The organism is Pseudomonas sp. HLG18, assembly GCF_051903985.1.
In the GTDB taxonomy this organism is placed as follows: Bacteria; Pseudomonadota; Gammaproteobacteria; order Pseudomonadales; family Pseudomonadaceae; genus Aquipseudomonas; species Aquipseudomonas fluorescens_BT.
On sequence record NZ_CP195831.1, the window covers coordinates 5171688 to 5190154 of the forward strand.

Here is an 18467-nt window from a genome sequence, read left to right on the forward strand (position 1 = left end):
CTTATGCACCTTTTACGGTGTTTTATCAGCTTCAGAAATATATATAAAAATCAGTAACTTAATTGACGTTTTTGGAATATTGCCAACAAACCGTACACAGGTTATCCACAAAATTCAGACAGTCAGTTGATCGCTGGCTGCCGGGGCTTGTGGTGCCGGTGGCAACGAACCCATTTCCCGTTGAGCCTGCTCGTTCCAAGCCTGCACCCGGTCGTTCAGATCGGCGATGGCGCGGGGGCCGGATCCTTCGGCATACATCGGTTTACCGATGACCACGGTGATCACACCCTGTTTTTTGCCCCAGCCGATTTTCGGCCAGAACTTGCCGGCATTGTGCGCAATCGGCAGCACTGGAAGTGCCGCATTCACCGCCAATGCGCTGCCACTGCGGGAGAACTTGCCGATGGTGCCGTGGGGAACGCGAGTGCCTTCAGGGAAGATCAGCACCCAGACATTGTCCTTGAGCAGTTCATCACCCTTCGCCGCGACCTGCTTGAGGGCGGCTTTCGGGTTGTCGCGATCAATGGCGATCGGCCGCAGCATGGCCATGGCCCAGCCGAAGAACGGCACATACAGCAATTCGCGCTTGAGCACCTGGCTCAAGGGCGAGAAATAAGCGGAGAGAAAGAACGTCTCCCAGGTGCTCTGGTGGTTCGACTGAATCACGCAGGGCCGGTCAGGCACGTTTTCCGCGCCTTTGACTTCGTAACGGATACCGAGGAACACCTTGGTCAACCACAAGGCGCAACGGCACCAGTACACATTGATGAAGCGATAGCGCGCCTTGAACGGCAGAAAGGGCGCAATAAAAAAGCTCAGGCTGCACCACAGCAGAGCGGTGGTGCCCAGCAGCAGGTAAAAGAGGAAGATTCTGATGGCCTGCAGTATCGACATGGCGACGTTTACCGTTACGGGCGATGCCCGACTGTTCAAGCGCACTCCCGATCAATCCCTGGTCAGGAACTTCAGAAGTACTCTAGTTGTGGATAAGTTCTGCGGCAATCGCCGCCAGATCGTCAAAAATCAGGGTGCCGACCGGAAGGGTCTTGCCCAGAGTCTTTTCGCCTTTCCCGGTCTTTACCAAAACGGGCTGTGAATCGACGGCTTTGGCGGCCTCCAGGTCACCAAGGCTGTCGCCGACGAACCAGACATTCGTCAGCGCCACGTTGTAATGCTGCGCAATGGTTTTCAACATGCCGGGTTTCGGCTTGCGGCAGTCGCAACCCTCGTCCGGTCCATGCGGGCAATACACGATCAGCCCGACTTCACCGCCCTGCTCCGCCACCAGCGTGCGCAGGCGCGCGTGCATGGCATCGAGGGTAACGAGGTCGTAGTAGCCGCGAGCAATGCCTGACTGGTTGGTGGCGACCGCCACCGTCCAGCCGGCCTTGCTCAACTGCGCAATCGCTTCGATCGAGCCGGGCAGCGGAATCCACTCCTCCACCGACTTGATGTAAGCGTCGGAGTCGTAATTGATCACTCCGTCCCGATCGAGAATCAGCAGTTTCAACAGCAATCCCTCAACCCAGCAGCGAAATGTCGGCAACGCCCAGGAACAGGCCACGCAGACGCGCCAGCAGCGCGTAACGGTTGGCCCGCACATTCGCGTCTTCGGCATTGACCATCACCGCGTCGAAGAACGCGTCGACCGGCTCGCGCAGGGCGGCCAGGCGTGCCAGCGATTCGTTGTACTGACGCGCAGCAGCCATTGGCTGTACAGCCTGGTCAGCCTGCTGGATCGCCGAGTACAGCGAGAACTCGTTGGCATTGTCGAAGTACTTGGCCTGAACGTCGGTCGGCACCGAGCCTTCGACTTTGCTCAGCAGGTTCGACACACGCTTGTTCACCGCCGCCAGGGCTGCCGCTTCCGGCAGTTTGCGGAAGGCCTGAACCGCTTGCACACGCTGGTCGAAGTCCAGCGCCGAACCCGGCTTCAGGGCACGTACCGACAGGTAGGTGGCGACATCCACGCCTTCGTCTTCGTAACGCGCACGCAGACGGTCGAAGATGAATTCCAGTACCGCGTCGTTCAGGCCGGCAGCCTTGACCTTGGCACCGAAGGCATTCACGGCGAACGCCACGGCGTCGTTCAGGTCCAGATCCAGTTGTTTCTCGATCAGGATCCGCAGCACGCCCAGTGCCGCACGGCGCAGGGCATACGGGTCTTTGCTGCCGGTCGGCAGCATGCCGATGCCGAAGATGCCGACCAGGGTGTCGAGCTTGTCGGCGATGGCCACGGCCGCACCGGTCAGAGTGGCTGGCAGTTCAGCGCCGGCACCGCGTGGCATGTATTGCTCGTTCAGCGCCAGCGCAACGTCTTGCGGCTCGCCGTCATTGAGGGCGTAGTAGTAGCCGGCGACACCTTGCATCTCCGGGAACTCGCCGACCATTTCGGTGGCCAGGTCGCATTTGGACAGCAGACCTGCGCGGGCAGCCCACGAAGCGTTGCCGCCGATGCGCGCCGCGATGTAAGCCGCCAGTCGGGAAACTCGCTCGGCCTTGTCGTAGACGCTGCCGAGTTTTTCCTGGAACACCACGTTCTGCAGGCGATCGTTGAACGCTTCGAGCTTCTGCTTCTTGTCCTGCTTGAAGAAGAACTCGGCGTCGGTCAGACGTGGGCGAACCACCTTCTCGTTACCGGCGATGATCTGTTGCGGGTCTTTGGATTCGATGTTGGCCACAGTGATGAAGCGTGGCAGCAACTTGCCGTCGGCATCCAGCAGGCAGAAGTACTTCTGGTTGTCCTGCATGGTGGTGATCAGCGCTTCCTGCGGCACGTCGAGGAAACGTTCCTCGAACGAGCACACCAGCGGCACCGGCCACTCGACCAGCGCAGTCACTTCGTCGAGCAGCGCCGGCGGCACGATCGCGGTGCCTTCCTGACGGGTCGCCAGCTCTTCGGTGCGCTTGCTGATGATCTCGCGACGCTCGTTGGCGTCGGCCAGCACGTAGGCGGCACGCAGGTCGGCCAGGTAGCTCGACGGCGAACCGATGCGCACGCTTTGCGGGTGGTGGAAACGGTGGCCACGGGATTCACGGCCAGCCTTCTGCGCGAGGATCGTGCAGTCGATGACCTGGTCGCCGAGCAGCATCACCAGCCATTGGGTCGGACGTACGAACTCTTCCTTGCGAGCACCCCAACGCATGCGTTTCGGGATCGGCAGGTCGTTCAGCGAGTCTTCGACAATGGTCGGCAACAGGCTGGCGGTCGGCTTGCCGGCGATGTTCTGGCTGTAGCGCAGTTTCGGACCGCTCTGATCGATTTCGCTCAGCTCGACGCCGCACTTCTTGGCAAAGCCCAGTGCCGCTTGAGTCGGGTTGCCGTCGGCATCGAACGCCGCCTGACGTGGCGGGCCGTCGAGGTTGATGCTGCGATCCGGCTGCTGGGTGGCCAGCGCGGTGATCAGCACAGCCAGACGACGCGGCGCGGCGTAGACGGTTTTGGTCTCGTAATTCAGGCCGGCAGCTTGCAGGCCCTTGTCGATACCGGCCAGGAACGCTTCGGCCAGGGTGTTCAGGGCTTTGGGTGGCAGTTCTTCGGTGCCCAGTTCAACCAGAAAATCTTGAGCACTCATTGTGCAGCCTCCAGCTTGGCCAGTACTTCGTCACGCAGGTCCGGGGTTGCCATCGGGAAGCCCAGCTTGGCGCGGGCTAGCAGGTAGGCTTGGGCGACGGAACGCGCCAGGGTGCGAACGCGCAGAATGTATTGCTGACGCGCAGTCACCGAGATCGCCCGGCGTGCATCCAGCAGGTTGAAGGTGTGCGAGGCCTTCAGGACCATTTCGTAGCTTGGCAACGGCAGCGGCTGGTCGAGTTCGATCAGGCGCTTGGCTTCGCTTTCATAGAAGTCGAACAGTTCGAACAGCTTGTCGACGTTGGCGTGTTCGAAGTTGTAGGTGGACTGCTCCACTTCGTTCTGGTGGAACACGTCGCCGTAGGTCACTTTGCCGAACGGACCGTCAGCCCAGACCAGGTCGTAGACCGAGTCCACGCCTTGCAGGTACATGGCCAGACGCTCGAGGCCGTAGGTGATCTCGCCGGTCACCGGGTAGCACTCGATGCCGCCCGCCTGCTGGAAGTAAGTGAACTGGGTCACTTCCATGCCGTTCAGCCAGACTTCCCAGCCCAGACCCCAGGCGCCGAGGGTCGGCGATTCCCAGTTGTCTTCGACGAAGCGGATGTCGTGGACCAGCGGGTCCAGGCCGACATGCTTGAGGGAGCCCAGGTACAGTTCCTGGAAGTTGTCCGGGTTCGGCTTCAGGACTACCTGAAACTGGTAGTAGTGCTGCAGACGGTTCGGGTTTTCGCCGTAACGGCCGTCAGTCGGACGGCGGCTTGGCTGCACGTAAGCGGCGTTCCAGGTTTCCGGGCCGATGGCGCGCAGGAATGTCGCGGTGTGGAAAGTGCCGGCGCCTACTTCCATATCGTAGGGCTGAAGTACCACACAACCTTGCTCGGCCCAGTATTGCTGGAGCGCGAGGATCAAGTCTTGGAAGGTACGCACGGCTGGCGTAGGCTGGCTCACGAAATTCACCTGTTTCTTGGGCTGCGATTTAAAGAGCGGGAGTATACCCGATTCAGTCGCACCTCCACCCCCTGGAGCCTTATGCCACGCTGCTTTTGGTGCAACGAAGATCCGCTGTACATGGCTTACCACGATCAGGAGTGGGGTACGCCGCTACGCGATGCGCAGGGTTTGTTCGAGTTGCTTTTGCTCGAAGGGTTCCAGGCCGGGCTGTCGTGGATCACCGTGCTGCGCAAACGTGAGCGATATCGCGAGGTGCTGTTCGGCTTCGACGTACAGCGTGTGGCGCAGATGAGCGACGCGGAAATCGATCAATTGATGCTCGATCCGGGGATCATCCGCAACCGTCTAAAACTCAATGCCGCCCGGCGCAACGCCCAGGCCTGGCTGGCGCTGGAAGATCCGGTGGCGTTCCTCTGGTCGTTTGTGGATAACCGGCCGGTGATCAATCATTTCAAGGATCGCAGCGAAGTCCCGGCCATCACCCCGCAAGCCGTGGCCATGAGCAAAGGCCTGAAAAAGGCCGGTTTCACCTTCGTCGGCCCGACCATCTGCTACGCGTTGATGCAGGCCTCGGGCATGGTCATGGATCACACTCAGGACTGCGACCGCTACGCGCAGCTCGTCAACGCCGGTTAGAATGGCCGCCTCGCGCACAGCACAAGATCAGGAGTGACCTGTGGAAAAGTTTAAAGGCGCCATGCTGGTTGGCGCTCTGCGGCTGTTTGCCCTGCTTCCGTGGCGGGCCGTGCAGGCCGTGGGTTCGGTGATCGGCTGGATCATGTGGAAAACCCCCAACCGTTCCCGCGATGTGGTGCGGATCAACCTCGCCAAATGTTTTCCACAGATGGACCCGGCCGAACGCGAGCGTCTGGTCGGCCAGAGCCTCAAGGACATCGGCAAGTCCCTGACCGAAAGCGCCTGCGCCTGGATCTGGCCGGCCCAGCGTTCCATCGACCTGGTGCGCGAAGTCGAAGGCCTCGACATCCTCAAGGAGGCGCTGGCGTCGGGTAAAGGTGTGGTTGGCATCACCAGTCACCTGGGCAACTGGGAAGTGCTCAATCACTTCTATTGCAGCCAGTGCAAACCGATCATTTTCTACCGCCCGCCCAAGCTCAAGGCTGTGGATGAATTGCTGCGCAAGCAGCGGGTGCAATTGGGTAACCGCGTGGCGGCGTCGACCAAGGAAGGCATCCTCAGTGTCATCAAGGAAGTGCGCAAGGGCGGTCAGGTGGGGATTCCTGCGGACCCGGAGCCGGCGGAATCGGCCGGGATCTTCGTGCCGTTCTTCGCCACTCAGGCCCTGACCAGCAAGTTCGTGCCGAACATGCTCGCTGGCGGCAAAGCCGTCGGGGTGTTCCTGCATGCCCTGCGCCTGCCGGACGGTTCCGGCTACAAGGTGATTCTCGAAGCGGCGCCTGAAGCGATGTACAGCACCGACACCGAAACCTCCTGCGCAGCGATGAGCCAAGTTGTCGAGCGCTATGTGGCGGCTTATCCGAGCCAGTACATGTGGAGCATGAAACGCTTCAAGAAGCGTCCGCCGGGCGAGGCGCGCTGGTACTGAGCGGCGCTGTGCAATTGTGGATAACCTGAAAAAACGGGTTATCCACAGCGATTACGGCCTCTGCCGATCCAGCTTCTTCAGAAACACCGTCATTTCCTTCTCGGCCTGTTTGTCGCCATGGGCCCGGGCCGCTTCCAGACCCTGCTCCCAGGCCTGCCGCGCAGCCGCCAGATCACCCAGCGCCAGTTGCGCCTTGCCCAGCAGTTTCCAAGCAGCCGAATACTTCGGATCGAAGCCGACACACCGCTGGAAATGCTCGGCCGCCTTCGCGTTTTCTCCCAGATCCAGATAACCCTTGCCGAGTCCGAAGCGCAGCAGCGAGTTATCCACACCCTTGGCGAGCATTTTTTCCAGGGATTCGATCATCGGTCTCGCCTCATGGTCGCTCAGAAGAAACTCAGGCCCACGTGGAACAGCTTCTCCACATCGCGAATGTGCTTTTTATCCACAAGGAACAGGATCACATGGTCGCCCGCTGCGATCACCGTGTCGTCATGGGCGATGATCACTTCTTCATCGCGGATAATCGCGCCGATGGTGGTGCCCGGCGGCAGTGCGATGTTTTCGATGGCCTTGCCGATGACCTTGCTCGACTTCGAATCGCCATGAGCCACCGCTTCGATGGCCTCAGCCGCGCCCCGGCGCAGGGAGTGCACGCTGACGATATCGCCGCGCCGCACGTGAGCCAGCAAGGTACCGATGGTCGCCAGTTGCGGGCTGATGGCGATGTCGATGTCGCCGCCCTGGATCAGATCGACGTAGGCCGGGTTGTTGATGATCGTCATCACCTTCTTCGCCCCCAGACGCTTGGCCAGCAGCGACGACATGATGTTGGCTTCGTCATCGTTGGTCAGCGCTAGGAAGATGTCCGCGTCGGCGATGTTCTCTTCCAGCAGCAGGTCGCGATCCGACGCACTGCCCTGCAGCACCACGGTGCTGTCGAGGGTGTCGGAGAGATAACGACAGCGCGCCGGGTTCATCTCGATGATCTTCACCTGATAGCGGCTTTCGATGGCCTCGGCCAGGCGTTCGCCGATCTGCCCACCGCCGGCGATGACGATGCGCTTGTAGGTTTCGTCGAGGCGGCGCATTTCGCTCATCACAGCGCGAATGTTCTCACGGGCGGCGATGAAGAAGACTTCGTCGTCGGCCTCGATCACCGTGTCGCCTTGAGGAAGAATCGGACGGTCGCGGCGGAAAATGGCGGCTACCCGGGTTTCCACATTCGGCATGTGCTCGCGCAACTGGCGCAGTTGCTGACCCACCAGCGGCCCGCCGTAGTAGGCGCGCACCGCGACCAGTTGCGCCTGGCCTTCGGCGAAGTCGATCACCTGCAAGGCGCCGGGGTGCTGGATCAGGCGTTTGATGTAGTTTGTGACGACCTGCTCGGGACTGATCAGCACGTCGACCGGAATCGCTTCGTTCTGGAACAGTTGCTCCTCGCGGGTCAGGTACGAGGCTTCGCGCACCCGGGCGATCTTGGTCGGGGTGTGGAACAGGGTGTGGGCGACCTGGCAGGCGACCATGTTGGTTTCGTCGCTGTTGGTCACCGCCACCAGCATGTCGGCGTCGTCGGCACCGGCCTGACGCAGCACGGTCGGCAGCGAGCCACGGCCCTGCACGGTGCGGATATCGAGGCGGTCGCCAAGGTCGCGCAAACGGTCGCCATCGGTGTCGACCACGGTGATGTCGTTGGCTTCGCTGGCCAGATGTTCAGCCAGCGAACCGCCGACCTGTCCCGCACCGAGGATGATGATTTTCATCCAGTCACTCCGTTGAATCCGTTTAGCCGCGCGCGGCAGCGATCTTGATCAGCTTGGCGTAGTAGAACCCGTCATGCCCGCCCTGCTGGGCCAGCAATTGGCGACCGTGGGGCTGTTTGATCCCGGCCTGCGTGGCCAGATCCAGTTCCCGGGCGCCCGGCGTGCGCTCAAGGAACGCGGCGATGACTTCGGTGTTCTCGGTCGGCAGGGTCGAGCAGGTGGCGTAGAGCAGGATGCCGCCCACTTCGAGGGTTTTCCACATGGCGTCGAGCAACTCGCCTTGCAGTTGCGCGAGGGCGGCGATGTCGTCGGCCTGGCGGGTCAGCTTGATGTCCGGATGACGACGGATCACCCCGGTGGCCGAGCACGGCGCGTCGAGCAGGATCCGCTGGAACGGTTTGCCGTCCCACCATGCGGCCGTGTCGCGACCGTCGGCGGCGATCAGTTCGGCGCTCAGACCGAGGCGTTCGAGGTTTTCCTTCACTCGCACCAGACGCTTGGCTTCCAGGTCCACCGCCACCACACCGGCGAGGGCCGGTTCGGCTTCGAGGATGTGGCACGTCTTGCCGCCCGGCGCACAGCAGGCGTCCAGCACTCGCTGGCCCGGCGCGAGGTCGAGCAGGTCAGCGGCCAGTTGTGCAGCTTCGTCCTGCACGCTGATCCAGCCTTCGGCGAAGCCCGGCAGGCTGCGCACGTCGGCAGCGGCCTCCAGCACGATGCCGTCGCGGCTGAACGTACACGGCTGCGCGGCGATACCCGCTTCAGTCAGCAGACCGAGGTAGGCGTCGCGGCTGTGATGACGGCGATTGACCCGCAGAATCATCGGCGGATGTGCGTTGTTGGCTTCGCAGATCGCTTCCCACTGTTCAGGCCAGAAAGCCTTCAGGGATTTTTGCAGCCAGCGCGGGTGGGCGGTGCGTACCACCGGATCACGTTCCAGTTCGGCGAAGATCGCCTCATGTTCACGCTGGGCATTACGCAGGACGGCGTTGAGCAAGCCCTTGGCCCACGGCTTTTTCAGCTTGTCGGCGCAACCGACGGTTTCGCCGATGGCGGCGTGCGGCGGGACGCGGGTGTAGAGCAACTGATAGAGACCGACCAGCAGCAACGCCTCGACATCGGCGTCCGCCGCTTTGAACGGCTTCTGCAGCAGTTTTTCCGCCAGTGCCGACAAACGTGGTTGCCAACGGGCGGTGCCGAACGCCAGGTCCTGGGTGAAGCCGCGATCGCGATCCTCGACCTTGTCCAACTGCGTCGGCAGGGAGCTGTTGAGCGAAGCCTTGCCGCTCAGGACGGCAGCGAGTGCCTTGGCGGCGGCCAGACGCGGGTTCATTGCGCGTCCACCGCTACGCCCAGCACGGTGCCGGTGGCGAATTTCTCGCGACGGCTGTTGAACAGATCGCTGAAGTTCAGCGCCTTGCCGCCGGGCAATTGCAGACGGGTCAGGCACAGCGCCTGATCGCCGCACGCGACGAGCAGGCCGTCCTTGCTGGCGCCGAGGATGGTGCCCGGTGCGCCTTTGCCGTCGGCCAGTGTTGCCGCCAGCACTTTCAGCGCTTCGCCGTTGAGCGTGCTGTGGGTGATCGGCCACGGGTTGAAGGCGCGGACCAGACGTTCCAGCTCAACGGCCGGGCGGCTCCAGTCGATGCGTGCTTCGTCCTTGTTCAGTTTGTGCGCGTAGGTGGCGAGTTCGCCGTTCTGCACTTCGCCTTCCAGGGTGCCAGCGGCCAGACCGGCAATCGCTTGCACCACGGCAGGCGGGCCCATTTCGGCCAGGCGGTCGTGGAGGCTGCCGCCGGTGTCGTCGGCGCTGATCGGGGTCACGACTTTAAGCAGCATCGGCCCGGTATCGAGGCCGGCCTCCATGCGCATCACGGTCACACCGCTTTCGGCGTCGCCCGCTTCCACGGCGCGCTGGATCGGCGCCGCACCGCGCCAGCGTGGCAGCAGGGAGGCGTGGCTGTTGATGCAGCCCAGGCGCGGAATATCCAGCACCGCTTGCGGCAGGATCAGGCCGTAGGCAACCACCACCATCAAATCCGGTTTCAGCGCAGCAAGCTCGGCCTGAGCGTCAGCGTTGCGCAGGGTCGGTGGCTGCAACACCTGGATATTGTTTTCCAGGGCGAGCTGTTTGACCGGGCTCGGCATCAGTTTTTGCCCACGACCGGCCGGGCGATCCGGTTGGGTGTAGACCGCAACGATCTCGTAAGGGCTGTCCAGCAGGGCCTTGAGGTGTTCGGCGGCGAATTCCGGGGTGCCGGCAAAAACGATGCGCAGTGGCTCAGTCATGGGGGGAATCTCATAAAAAGAAAAAGGCTTGCCGCAGCAAGCCTTTGGAGAGGGGCATCAAGCGTTCTGGCGGTGCTGCTTTTCCAGTTTCTTCTTGATCCGGTCGCGTTTGAGCGTGGACAGGTAATCGACGAACAACTTGCCGTTGAGGTGGTCGCATTCGTGCTGGATGCACACCGCGAGCAGGCCTTCGGCGATCAGTTCGTAAGGCTTGCCGTCACGGTCCAGAGCCTTGATTTTGACCTTCTGCGGGCGGTCGACATTTTCGTAGAAGCCCGGCACCGAGAGGCAGCCTTCCTGGTATTGCTCCATTTCGTCGGTCAGCGGTTCGAACTCGGGGTTGATGAACACCCGGGGTTCGGTGCGGTCTTCGGAAAGGTCCATCACGACGATACGTTTGTGCACGTTGACCTGGGTCGCGGCGAGGCCGATGCCCGGCGCTTCATACATTGTTTCAAACATGTCATCGACCAGCTGACGCACTTCGTCGTCCACTACAGCCACAGGTTTGGCGATAGTGCGCAGACGCGGGTCCGGAAATTCGAGGATGTTCAAAATGGCCATAAGCTTGATTGCTGCACGTGTGAGGTAAAGTCGGGCGATGGCCTGGCGGGTCCGAAGATGCAGGCTACCGTTGTGAAACGTAGCTCCTTGCTTTCAAGCATAGAGCAGGGAGCGAGCCACGGGGGCTCTGGCGTTTCACGCGAACGCACATAATAAAGGGATTCACCGCATGAGGAAATCACTACTCGCCCTGCTGTTTCTGGCCTCGGCCGGCGCTGCGCACGGGCAAGTGCAACTCAAGGAAGGTTTTCCACAGCAATACACGGTGGTTTCGGGGGATACGCTCTGGGACATCTCCGGTAAATATTTGCGCGAACCCTGGCAGTGGCCACAGCTGTGGCGGGCCAATCCGCAGATCGAAAACCCCAACCTTATCTACCCCGGCGACACGCTCACGCTCAGTTACGTCAACGGCCAGCCGCGCCTGACCGTCAATCGCGGGGAGTCGCGCGGCATTATCAAGCTGTCGCCACGCATCCGTACCAGTCCGGTAGCGGAGGCGATTCCGAGCATTCCGCTCAAATCCATCAACAGCTTTCTGCTGAGCAACCGCATCGTCGACAAGGTCGAGGACTTCGACAAGGCGCCGTACATCGTCGCCGGCGATGCCGAGCGGGTGCTCAGCGGCACCGGCGACCGGATCTTTGCTCGCGGGCATTTCGACCCGAACCAGCCGGTCTACGGCATCTTCCGCCAGGGCAAGGTCTACACCGATCCGCAGAGCAAGGAGTTTCTGGGGATCAACGCCGACGATATCGGCGGCGGTGAAATCGTCGCCACCGAAGGCGACGTCGCTACCCTCGCCCTGCAACGCACCACACAGGAAGTGCGCCTCGGCGACCGTCTGTTCAGTGGCGAAGAGCGTTCGATCAACTCGACGTTCATGCCCAGCGCTCCCACCACCGACATCAATGGCCTGATCATCGATGTGCCACGCGGCGTCACGCAGATCGGCGCGATGGATGTAGTGACATTGAACAAGGGCAAGCGCGACGGTCTGGCCGAAGGCAACGTGCTGGTGGTGATGAAAACCGGGGAAACCGTGCGTGACCGGATCACCGGCCAGCCGCTGAAAATCCCCGACGAGCGCGCCGGATTGCTGATGGTGTTCCGCACCTACGACAAGCTCAGTTATGGCCTGGTGTTGAACGCATCGCGCTCGCTGGCTGTGCTGGACAAGGTGCGAAATCCTTAGCTGGCTTCACAAGTTACCAACAGAGTTATCCACAGCTTGTTCCGAAAGGTTCGGGCCTTATAACGATCAAGGATGATCCATGATGATGCCTGTCTCTCCATCGGTTTCGCCGGCGGAGCTCGAAGCGCGCCTGCGCCTGCACCGCTTGCCGGAAATCGGTCCCAAGCGTTTCACCAAACTGCTCGAAGCCTTCGGCTGTGCCTCGAAGGCAATCAGCGCGCCCGCCAGCGCCTGGCGCTCGCTGGGTTTGCCGGCGGCTTGTGCCGAGGCCCGCCGCTGTCCTGAAGTTCGCGACGGCGCCAGCCACGCATTGCGCTGGCTAGAGCGGCCGGAGCAACATTTGTTGATGTGGGATCACCCGGATTACCCGGCTTTGCTGGCGCAGATTCCCGACCCGCCACCCTTGCTGTTCGTCGCTGGCGACCCACGGATCCTGGAAAAACCGCAACTGGCGATGGTCGGCAGTCGCCGCGCTTCACGACCGGGCATGGACACCGCCACGGCATTTTCCCGCAGTCTGGCCGGAGCCGGTTTTGTCATCACCAGTGGCCTGGCGCTGGGCATCGATGCCGCCGTGCACCAAGGCGCGCTCGACGTTGGCGGGCAAACCGTGGGTGTGCTGGGCACCGGTCTGGAAAAATTTTATCCACAGCGCAACCGGCGGCTGGCGGACACGATGATTGCCTCGGGCAGTGCGTTGATTTCGGAGTTTCCACTGGACGCCGGGCCGACGGCGAGCAACTTCCCCAGGCGCAACCGGATCATCAGCGGCTTGTCACTCGGCGTACTGGTGGTCGAGGCCAGTGTTGCCAGCGGTTCGCTGATCACCGCGCGGCTGGCGGCGGAACAGGGTCGCGAGGTGTACGCCATTCCGGGTTCGATCCATCACCCCGGCGCCCGGGGTTGTCATCAGTTGATCCGTGATGGAGCGGTGCTGGTGGAAACCATCGAACACATCCTCGAAGCCCTGCGTGGCTGGCAGCACTTGTCGGGATCCACCTCTGCAACGGCTACGGACAATCCGTTGCTGCGCCTGCTGCACGCGGCGCCCCATACCAGCGAGGGCCTGGCCGACAGCAGTGGCTGGGCGTTGCCAAAAGTACTGGCGGCATTGACCGAACTGGAGATGGAGGGCCGCGCCGTGTGCGAAAACGGCCGCTGGTTTGCGCGGGTAAGCTAGGTTTTACATTGAAGATCGGTAAACTGCGCAAAACCTGTTTGCGGAGAGTTTTTCATGGTCAACAGTTGGCGTGTGCAACAAGCCGCACGAGAGATTCGCGCCGGGGCGGTGATTGCCTATCCAACCGAAGCCGTCTGGGGGCTGGGGTGCGATCCTTGGAATGAAGAAGCGGTGGATCGTCTGTTGGCGATCAAGAACCGATCGGTGGACAAGGGGTTGATTCTGGTCGCCGACAACATTCGTCAGTTCGACTTCCTGTTCGAGGACTTCCCCCAGGACTGGATCGACCGCATGGCCAGTACCTGGCCGGGGCCGAACACCTGGCTGGTGCCGCATCAGAACCTGTTGCCGGAGTGGGTGACCGGGGTGCATGACACCGTGGCGCTGCGGGTCAGCGATCATCCGCAGGTGCGTGATCTGTGCTCGCTGGTCGGGCCGTTGATCTCGACCTCGGCCAATCCGCAGGGCCGGCCGGCGGCGAAGAGTCGCTTGCGGGTCGAGCAGTATTTCCGTGGTCAGGTCGATCTGGTGTTGGGTGGAATGCTCGGTGGGCGCAAAAACCCGAGCCTGATTCGGGATCTGGCGACCGGTAGGGTTGTACGCCCGTCCTGAAATCCGAAAAGCCTGGTGGCGGGGAGCTTGCTCCCCGCCACCATCGGTTTTATGGCAACAGAACAGTCGAACCCGTCGTGCGCCGTGCCGACAACTCGGTCTGCGCCTTGGCCGCCTCAGCCAGTGGATAACGCTGGCTGATATCCACTTTCAGCTTGCCGCTGGTGATCATCCCGAACAGCTCATCCGCCATGCGTTGCAGGTTCTCTGCGTTGTTGGCGTAGGTGGCCAGCGTCGGCCGGGTCACGTACAGCGAACCTTTTGCCGCGAGAATCCCCAGGTTCACCCCGTCCACCGCACCCGAGGCGTTGCCGAAGCTCACCAACAGGCCACGGGGCGCCACGCTGTCCAGCGATGCCGGCCAGGTGTCCTTGCCGACGCCGTCATAGACCACCGGGACTTTCTTCCCGTCGGTCAATTCCAGCACCCGCTGGGCGACGTTTTCGTGGCTGTAGTTGATGGTTTCCCAGGCGCCATGGGCCTTGGCCAATTCGGCTTTCGCTTGCGAGCTGACGGTGCCGATCAGCTTCACGCCCAAAGCCTTGGCCCATTGGCAGGCGAGCAAGCCGACGCCGCCGGCCGCCGCGTGGAACAGAATGGTTTCGCCGCCCTTGAGTTCATAGGTCTGGCGCAGCAGGTACTGCACGGTCAGGCCCTTGAGCATCACACCGGCCGCGGTTTCAAAGCTGATGGCGTCCGGCAGGTGCACCAGATTCGCTTCGGGCAGGACGTGGACATCGCTATAAGCACCCAGTGGACCACTGCCATAAGCCACGCGGTCACCGACCTTGAACCGGGTGACCTCGCTGCCCACTGCTTCGACGATGCCCGCGCCTTCCGCCCCCAAACCCGACGGCAAGGCCGGTGGCGCGTACAGACCGCTGCGGTAGTAGGTGTCGATGAAGTTCAGACCGATGGCCTTGTTGCTCACGCGAACCTGCTGCGGGCCGGGTTCGGCGGGCTGATAGTCAACGTATTCGAGCACTTCGGGGCCGCCGTGGGCGCGGAACTGGATTCGCTTGGCCATCTGCCTACTCCTTGGGATGATTTGGAAGGCCCCTATCGAACCCCCATGCTTGATCTTCGTCAACTGCGGCGTGCCGGCCTGCGATGGTATGCTACGCGCCCATTTGCGCCGCCCCCCTTGCCCACGGGGCGATGCCCGATCCAAGGTGATGCCATGACGACCCGCACCGACGCCGTAAAGGCCTATCTGCTCGACCTGCAAGACCGCATCTGCGCCGCGCTGGAAACTGAAGACGGCGGCACGCGCTTCGTCGAAGACGCCTGGACTCGTGCGGCCGGCGGCGGCGGTCGCACCCGGGTGATCGAGAACGGCACGGTGATCGAAAAGGGCGGCGTCAACTTTTCCCACGTCTTCGGCAGCGGTCTGCCACCGTCCGCCAGCGCCCATCGACCGGAACTGGCCGGGCGCGGTTTCGAAGCCCTCGGCGTGTCGTTGGTGATCCATCCGCATAACCCGCATGTGCCGACGTCCCACGCCAACGTGCGCTTTTTCATCGCCGAGAAGGAAGGTGAAGAACCGGTCTGGTGGTTCGGCGGTGGCTTCGACCTGACCCCGTACTACGGCAACGAAGAAGACTGCATCCACTGGCACCGCGTCGCCGAGCAGGCCTGCGCGCCGTTCGGCCCGGACGTCTACCCGCGCTACAAGGCCTGGTGCGACACCTATTTCCACATCAAGCATCGCCACGAGCCGCGCGGCATCGGCGGCCTGTTCTTCGATGACCTGAACGAGTGGGACTTCGACACCAGTTTCGCCTTCATGCGCGCCATCGGCGATGCGTACATCGACGCTTACCTGCCGATCGTGCAACGGCGCAAGAACGACGCCTTCACCGCCAGGCAGCGTGAGTTCCAGGAATTTCGCCGCGGTCGCTACGTCGAGTTCAACCTGGTTTACGACCGTGGCACCCTGTTCGGCCTGCAATCGGGCGGGCGCACCGAGTCGATCCTGATGTCGCTGCCGCCGCAAGTGCGTTGGGCCTACGACTGGAAAGCCGAGCCGGGTAGCGAAGAAGCGCGCCTGACCGAGTACTTCCTGCAAGACCGCGACTGGCTGGCCCGGGCCTGAGGACTTCTGATGGATCGTTACGTCGTTTTCGGTAACCCGATCGGCCACAGCAAGTCGCCGATGATTCACAAACTGTTCGCCGAACAGACCGGGCAAAGCCTCGATTACAGCACCCTGCTGGCACCGCTCGACGATTTTTCCGGCTGCGCCACGGTGTTTTTCCAGGACGGTCGCGGTGCCAACGTGACCGTACCGTTCAAGGAAGATGCCTGCCGCCTGGCCAACAGCCTGACCGATCGTGCCCAACGCGCCGGCGCGGTGAACACTTTGAGCAAACTGGCCGACGGCACCTTGCTCGGTGATAACACCGACGGTGCCGGGCTGGTGCGGGACCTGACGGTCAACGCCGGGTTCAGCCTCACCGGCAAACGCATTCTGCTGCTCGGCGCCGGTGGCGCGGTGCGCGGTGCGCTGGAGCCGTTGCTGGCGGAAAAACCGGCCTCGGTGATCATCGCCAACCGCACGGTGGACAAGGCTGAGCTGCTGGCCGAACTGTTCTGTGATCTGGGGCCGGTGTCGGCCAGTGGTTACGACTGGTTGCGCGAACCGGTAGACGTAATCATCAACGCCACGTCTGCCAGCCTCACCGGCGATGTGCCGCCGATTGCCCCAAGCCTGATCGAGCCGGGCAAGACGCTGTGCTACGACATGATGTACGGCAAGGAGCCAACCGCGTTTTGCCGCTGGGCCAGCGAGCACGGCGCAGGCGTGGTGATGGATGGTTTGGGCATGCTGGCCGAACAGGCTGCCGAAGCCTTTTTCCTGTGGCGTGGCGTACGTCCCGACACTGCGCCGGTTCTGGCGGAATTGCGTCGGCAGTTGGCGCTGTAAGGCGCCCTCAGTCCTCGAAGCGGATCGGGCATTTCTCCGCCCCTTCGAGTTTGCGCAACTCCTCCACCACCTGCGGTCGCGCCTGACGCAAGGTCAGGCTGCGATCCTGGCGCAACAGGCGCCGGGCCTCCTGATGGAGCATTTCCACGCCTGAATAGTCGATGAAGTTGATCTGTTGCGCCTCGATCACCACCCGCGCGCCATGCATCCGTTGCAAGCGCACTTGCAGATAGTGGCTGGCGCCGAAAAAGATCGAGCCGCCGACCCGCAGTACATCGTCTTCGCCATCGCGCCAATGCTGCACCCTCGGCTGCGACGTGCGCTTTAGGTAGAAAAACAGCGACGCCAGCACCCCGGCGTAAATGGCCGTCTGCAATTCCAGCAGCAACGTGGCGACGCAGGTCAGGCTCATCACCACGAACTCGGCCCGGCTGACCCGCAGCAACGCACGAATGCCGCGATGATCCACCAGTCCCCAGGCGATCAGCAGAATGCTGCCGGCCATGGCCGGGATCGGAATATGCGCGATCAGTCCGGCACCGAAAATCGCGAACAACGCCACCCACAACGCCGAAAACACCCCGGCCAGCGGCGAACAGGCCCCTGCCTCATAGCTCAGCCCGGAACGGGTGAACGAACCGGCGGACAATGATCCCGAAAAGAACGCCCCGACAATGTTCGACAGCCCCTGCGCGCGGACTTCCTGGTTAGCGTCGAGCAGCTGTTGCGAGCGCGCGGAAATCGAACGGGCAATCGACAGGCTGGTAACCAGCCCGAGCATGCCCACCGCCACGGCGCTGGGCAGCAGACGCAGGATCAGGTCCATATCCAGTGGCAATCCACTGAACGGCGGCAAGCGCCCGACAAACGCGCTGACCAAGTGAACGTGACCAAACATCGCCGGCCACAGCCACACCACCAGACTGCCGAGCACCAAAGTCATCAACAACGTCGGCCAGCGTGGCAGCCATTGTTTGAGCAACGCACCGATCACCACCGTGGCGACACCGAGGACCAGCGACGGTTTATCCACAGTCCCGAGATGGCGCAGCAGGTCCATCAGGCTGGCCAGCGCCGTTGCCTTGGCCGGAAGATCCAGCCCCAGCAGGTTCGGCAATTGCCCAATGGCAATCACCACCGCCGCGCCGAGGGTGAAACCCAGCACCACGGAATGCGAGACGAAATTCACCAGCGCGCCGAAGCGCAACAGACCGAGCAGCCACTGGAAAATCCCCGCCAGGAACGTCAGTAGCAGGATCAAGGTGATGTAGTCCTGCGACGCCGGCACGGCCAGTGGACTGACACTGGCGAACAGCACAATCGAAATCGCGGCCGTCGGCCCGCAAATCAGATGCCACGACGAGCCCCACAGACAAGCGATCAACACCGGCACGATGGCGGCGTAGAGCCCGTATTCCGGTGGGAGGCCGGCGATCAGCGCGTAGGCAATCGACTGGGGCAACGCGAGAATCGCCCCGCTGAGACCGACGACCAGGTCTCGCCCGACGCTGGCGCGGGTCTGCCGGGGCAGCCAGGCCAGAAAGGGGAAAAGTGAGCGGCGGCTGGTGAGGGCCATGGATCCTCTCGGTTTGGGATTGGTGGTGTGTGAAGGGTATCAGGGTGTCAGTCAGGAACAGCCCCCTCACCCTAACCCTCCCGAAACGTCGGACCGCCCGGAGGGAGAGGGAACTGACCGAGGTGTCTGTTCGAAATCCATCGACCTGAAAGTCTTCAGTCGAACTCAGGTTCTGAAACCAACGACGGTCAGCTCCCTTTCCCCCTCGCCCCCCTTGGGGGAGAGGGTTGGGGTGAGGGGGGAAAAGATCTAAACCGAACTCAGACCTTC

At 62.3% G+C, this 18467-nt stretch carries 18 protein-coding genes; 7 read left to right on the top strand and 11 right to left on the bottom strand.

What is annotated here, in order from left to right; genetic code table 11:
- Window positions 1-114 precede the first annotated feature (114 nt).
- From ACSPX5_RS23865 to glyQ, 4 genes are all read right to left on the bottom strand, one after another.
- Window positions 115-894, bottom strand: a complete 780-nt coding sequence (locus tag ACSPX5_RS23865) for a lysophospholipid acyltransferase family protein (RefSeq protein ID WP_169428218.1) — start codon at window positions 892-894, stop codon at window positions 115-117.
- 82 nt (window positions 895-976) lie between these two features.
- Window positions 977-1516, bottom strand: a complete 540-nt coding sequence (gene gmhB, locus ACSPX5_RS23870; RefSeq protein ID WP_169428219.1) for a D-glycero-beta-D-manno-heptose 1,7-bisphosphate 7-phosphatase — start codon at window positions 1514-1516, stop codon at window positions 977-979.
- Window positions 1517-1520: 4 nt separating this feature from the next.
- Window positions 1521-3575, bottom strand: a complete 2055-nt coding sequence (glyS, locus tag ACSPX5_RS23875) for a glycine--tRNA ligase subunit beta (RefSeq protein ID WP_169428220.1) — start codon at window positions 3573-3575, stop codon at window positions 1521-1523.
- Entirely contained in the window at window positions 3572-4525 is a 954-nt protein-coding gene (glyQ, locus tag ACSPX5_RS23880) for a glycine--tRNA ligase subunit alpha (protein ID WP_003187265.1), read from the bottom strand. The genes glyS and glyQ overlap by 4 nt, the downstream gene beginning before the upstream one ends.
- Window positions 4526-4606: 81 nt before the next feature.
- On the opposite strand from glyQ, the gene tag reads away from it, so the two are divergent.
- Both tag and ACSPX5_RS23890 read left to right on the top strand, forming a co-directional pair.
- On the top strand, window positions 4607-5164 hold the full coding sequence (tag, locus tag ACSPX5_RS23885; protein ID WP_085748011.1) for a DNA-3-methyladenine glycosylase I: 558 nt from the start codon (window positions 4607-4609) through the stop codon (window positions 5162-5164).
- Between the two features lie 40 nt (window positions 5165-5204).
- Window positions 5205-6092, top strand: coding sequence for a lysophospholipid acyltransferase (locus ACSPX5_RS23890; protein WP_439820376.1), 888 nt, complete (start codon window positions 5205-5207; stop codon window positions 6090-6092).
- A 51-nt stretch (window positions 6093-6143) separates the two neighbouring features.
- On the opposite strand, the gene ACSPX5_RS23895 is transcribed toward ACSPX5_RS23890, so the two are convergent.
- From ACSPX5_RS23895 to def, 5 genes are read right to left on the bottom strand one after another with little or no spacing between them, the layout of a single operon-like run.
- On the bottom strand, window positions 6144-6458 hold the full coding sequence (locus ACSPX5_RS23895; protein ID WP_439820377.1) for a tetratricopeptide repeat protein: 315 nt from the start codon (window positions 6456-6458) through the stop codon (window positions 6144-6146).
- A gap of 20 nt (window positions 6459-6478) precedes the next feature.
- Window positions 6479-7855: a Trk system potassium transporter TrkA gene (trkA, locus tag ACSPX5_RS23900; protein WP_085713086.1), complete on the bottom strand. Its 1377-nt coding sequence runs from the start codon at window positions 7853-7855 to the stop codon at window positions 6479-6481.
- Between the two features lie 22 nt (window positions 7856-7877).
- Window positions 7878-9188 carry a 16S rRNA (cytosine(967)-C(5))-methyltransferase RsmB gene (gene rsmB / locus ACSPX5_RS23905; RefSeq protein WP_439820378.1) on the bottom strand — a complete coding sequence of 437 codons (1311 nt, stop codon included), beginning with the start codon at window positions 9186-9188 and terminating at the stop codon, window positions 7878-7880.
- Window positions 9185-10144 (bottom strand): methionyl-tRNA formyltransferase, encoded by a 960-nt coding sequence (fmt, locus tag ACSPX5_RS23910; protein ID WP_439820379.1) that lies wholly within the window; start codon window positions 10142-10144, stop codon window positions 9185-9187. The genes rsmB and fmt overlap by 4 nt, the downstream gene beginning before the upstream one ends.
- A 57-nt stretch (window positions 10145-10201) precedes the next feature.
- Window positions 10202-10708, bottom strand: a complete 507-nt coding sequence (gene def / locus ACSPX5_RS23915) for a peptide deformylase (RefSeq protein ID WP_039764933.1) — start codon at window positions 10706-10708, stop codon at window positions 10202-10204.
- Between the two features lie 169 nt (window positions 10709-10877).
- On the opposite strand from def, the gene ACSPX5_RS23920 reads away from it, so the two are divergent.
- The 3 genes from ACSPX5_RS23920 (at window position 10878) to ACSPX5_RS23930 (ending at window position 13695) form a co-directional block, all read left to right on the top strand.
- The gene (locus ACSPX5_RS23920) at window positions 10878-11903 is read left to right on the top strand and encodes a LysM peptidoglycan-binding domain-containing protein (RefSeq protein ID WP_439820380.1); all 1026 of its coding nucleotides are present in this window, start codon (window positions 10878-10880) and stop codon (window positions 11901-11903) included.
- 79 nt (window positions 11904-11982) lie between these two features.
- On the top strand, window positions 11983-13083 hold the full coding sequence (gene dprA / locus ACSPX5_RS23925) for a DNA-processing protein DprA (protein ID WP_207865337.1): 1101 nt from the start codon (window positions 11983-11985) through the stop codon (window positions 13081-13083).
- 54 nt (window positions 13084-13137) lie between these two features.
- Window positions 13138-13695: an L-threonylcarbamoyladenylate synthase gene (locus ACSPX5_RS23930; RefSeq protein ID WP_323159630.1), complete on the top strand. Its 558-nt coding sequence runs from the start codon at window positions 13138-13140 to the stop codon at window positions 13693-13695.
- A gap of 49 nt (window positions 13696-13744) precedes the next feature.
- Here ACSPX5_RS23930 and ACSPX5_RS23935 read toward each other — a convergent pair whose 3' ends face one another.
- On the bottom strand, window positions 13745-14722 hold the full coding sequence (locus ACSPX5_RS23935) for an NADPH:quinone reductase (protein ID WP_323159629.1): 978 nt from the start codon (window positions 14720-14722) through the stop codon (window positions 13745-13747).
- A 153-nt stretch (window positions 14723-14875) separates the two neighbouring features.
- On the opposite strand from ACSPX5_RS23935, the gene hemF reads away from it, so the two are divergent.
- Both hemF and aroE read left to right on the top strand, forming a co-directional pair.
- A complete protein-coding gene (gene hemF / locus ACSPX5_RS23940; protein WP_439820381.1) occupies window positions 14876-15790 on the top strand; it encodes an oxygen-dependent coproporphyrinogen oxidase in 915 nt (304 codons plus the stop codon).
- A 9-nt stretch (window positions 15791-15799) separates the two neighbouring features.
- A complete protein-coding gene (gene aroE / locus ACSPX5_RS23945; protein ID WP_439820382.1) occupies window positions 15800-16621 on the top strand; it encodes a shikimate dehydrogenase in 822 nt (273 codons plus the stop codon).
- A 7-nt stretch (window positions 16622-16628) separates the two neighbouring features.
- Here the strand turns inward: aroE and ACSPX5_RS23950 are convergent, their stop codons facing one another.
- Window positions 16629-18197 (bottom strand): SulP family inorganic anion transporter, encoded by a 1569-nt coding sequence (locus ACSPX5_RS23950; RefSeq protein WP_439820383.1) that lies wholly within the window; start codon window positions 18195-18197, stop codon window positions 16629-16631.
- Window positions 18198-18467 lie beyond the last annotated feature (270 nt).

What these genes read in the sequence shown, in the direction of transcription:
- tag (WP_085748011.1), top strand. Translation starts at nt 4,607, where the DNA reads ATGCCACGCTGCTTTTGGTGCAACGAAGATCCGCTGTACATGGCTTAC.
- ACSPX5_RS23895 (WP_439820377.1), bottom strand. Translation starts at nt 6,458, where the DNA reads ATGATCGAATCCCTGGAAAAAATGCTCGCCAAGGGTGTGGATAACTCG.
- glyS (WP_169428220.1), bottom strand. Translation starts at nt 3,575, where the DNA reads ATGAGTGCTCAAGATTTTCTGGTTGAACTGGGCACCGAAGAACTGCCA.
- def (WP_039764933.1), bottom strand. Translation starts at nt 10,708, where the DNA reads ATGGCCATTTTGAACATCCTCGAATTTCCGGACCCGCGTCTGCGCACT.
- trkA (WP_085713086.1), bottom strand. Translation starts at nt 7,855, where the DNA reads ATGAAAATCATCATCCTCGGTGCGGGACAGGTCGGCGGTTCGCTGGCT.
- hemF (WP_439820381.1), top strand. Translation starts at nt 14,876, where the DNA reads ATGACGACCCGCACCGACGCCGTAAAGGCCTATCTGCTCGACCTGCAA.
- ACSPX5_RS23935 (WP_323159629.1), bottom strand. Translation starts at nt 14,722, where the DNA reads ATGGCCAAGCGAATCCAGTTCCGCGCCCACGGCGGCCCCGAAGTGCTC.
- ACSPX5_RS23950 (WP_439820383.1), bottom strand. Translation starts at nt 18,197, where the DNA reads ATGGCCCTCACCAGCCGCCGCTCACTTTTCCCCTTTCTGGCCTGGCTG.
- rsmB (WP_439820378.1), bottom strand. Translation starts at nt 9,188, where the DNA reads ATGAACCCGCGTCTGGCCGCCGCCAAGGCACTCGCTGCCGTCCTGAGC.
- aroE (WP_439820382.1), top strand. Translation starts at nt 15,800, where the DNA reads ATGGATCGTTACGTCGTTTTCGGTAACCCGATCGGCCACAGCAAGTCG.
- ACSPX5_RS23920 (WP_439820380.1), top strand. Translation starts at nt 10,878, where the DNA reads ATGAGGAAATCACTACTCGCCCTGCTGTTTCTGGCCTCGGCCGGCGCT.
- ACSPX5_RS23930 (WP_323159630.1), top strand. Translation starts at nt 13,138, where the DNA reads ATGGTCAACAGTTGGCGTGTGCAACAAGCCGCACGAGAGATTCGCGCC.
- dprA (WP_207865337.1), top strand. Translation starts at nt 11,983, where the DNA reads ATGATGATGCCTGTCTCTCCATCGGTTTCGCCGGCGGAGCTCGAAGCG.
- fmt (WP_439820379.1), bottom strand. Translation starts at nt 10,144, where the DNA reads ATGACTGAGCCACTGCGCATCGTTTTTGCCGGCACCCCGGAATTCGCC.
- ACSPX5_RS23865 (WP_169428218.1), bottom strand. Translation starts at nt 894, where the DNA reads ATGTCGATACTGCAGGCCATCAGAATCTTCCTCTTTTACCTGCTGCTG.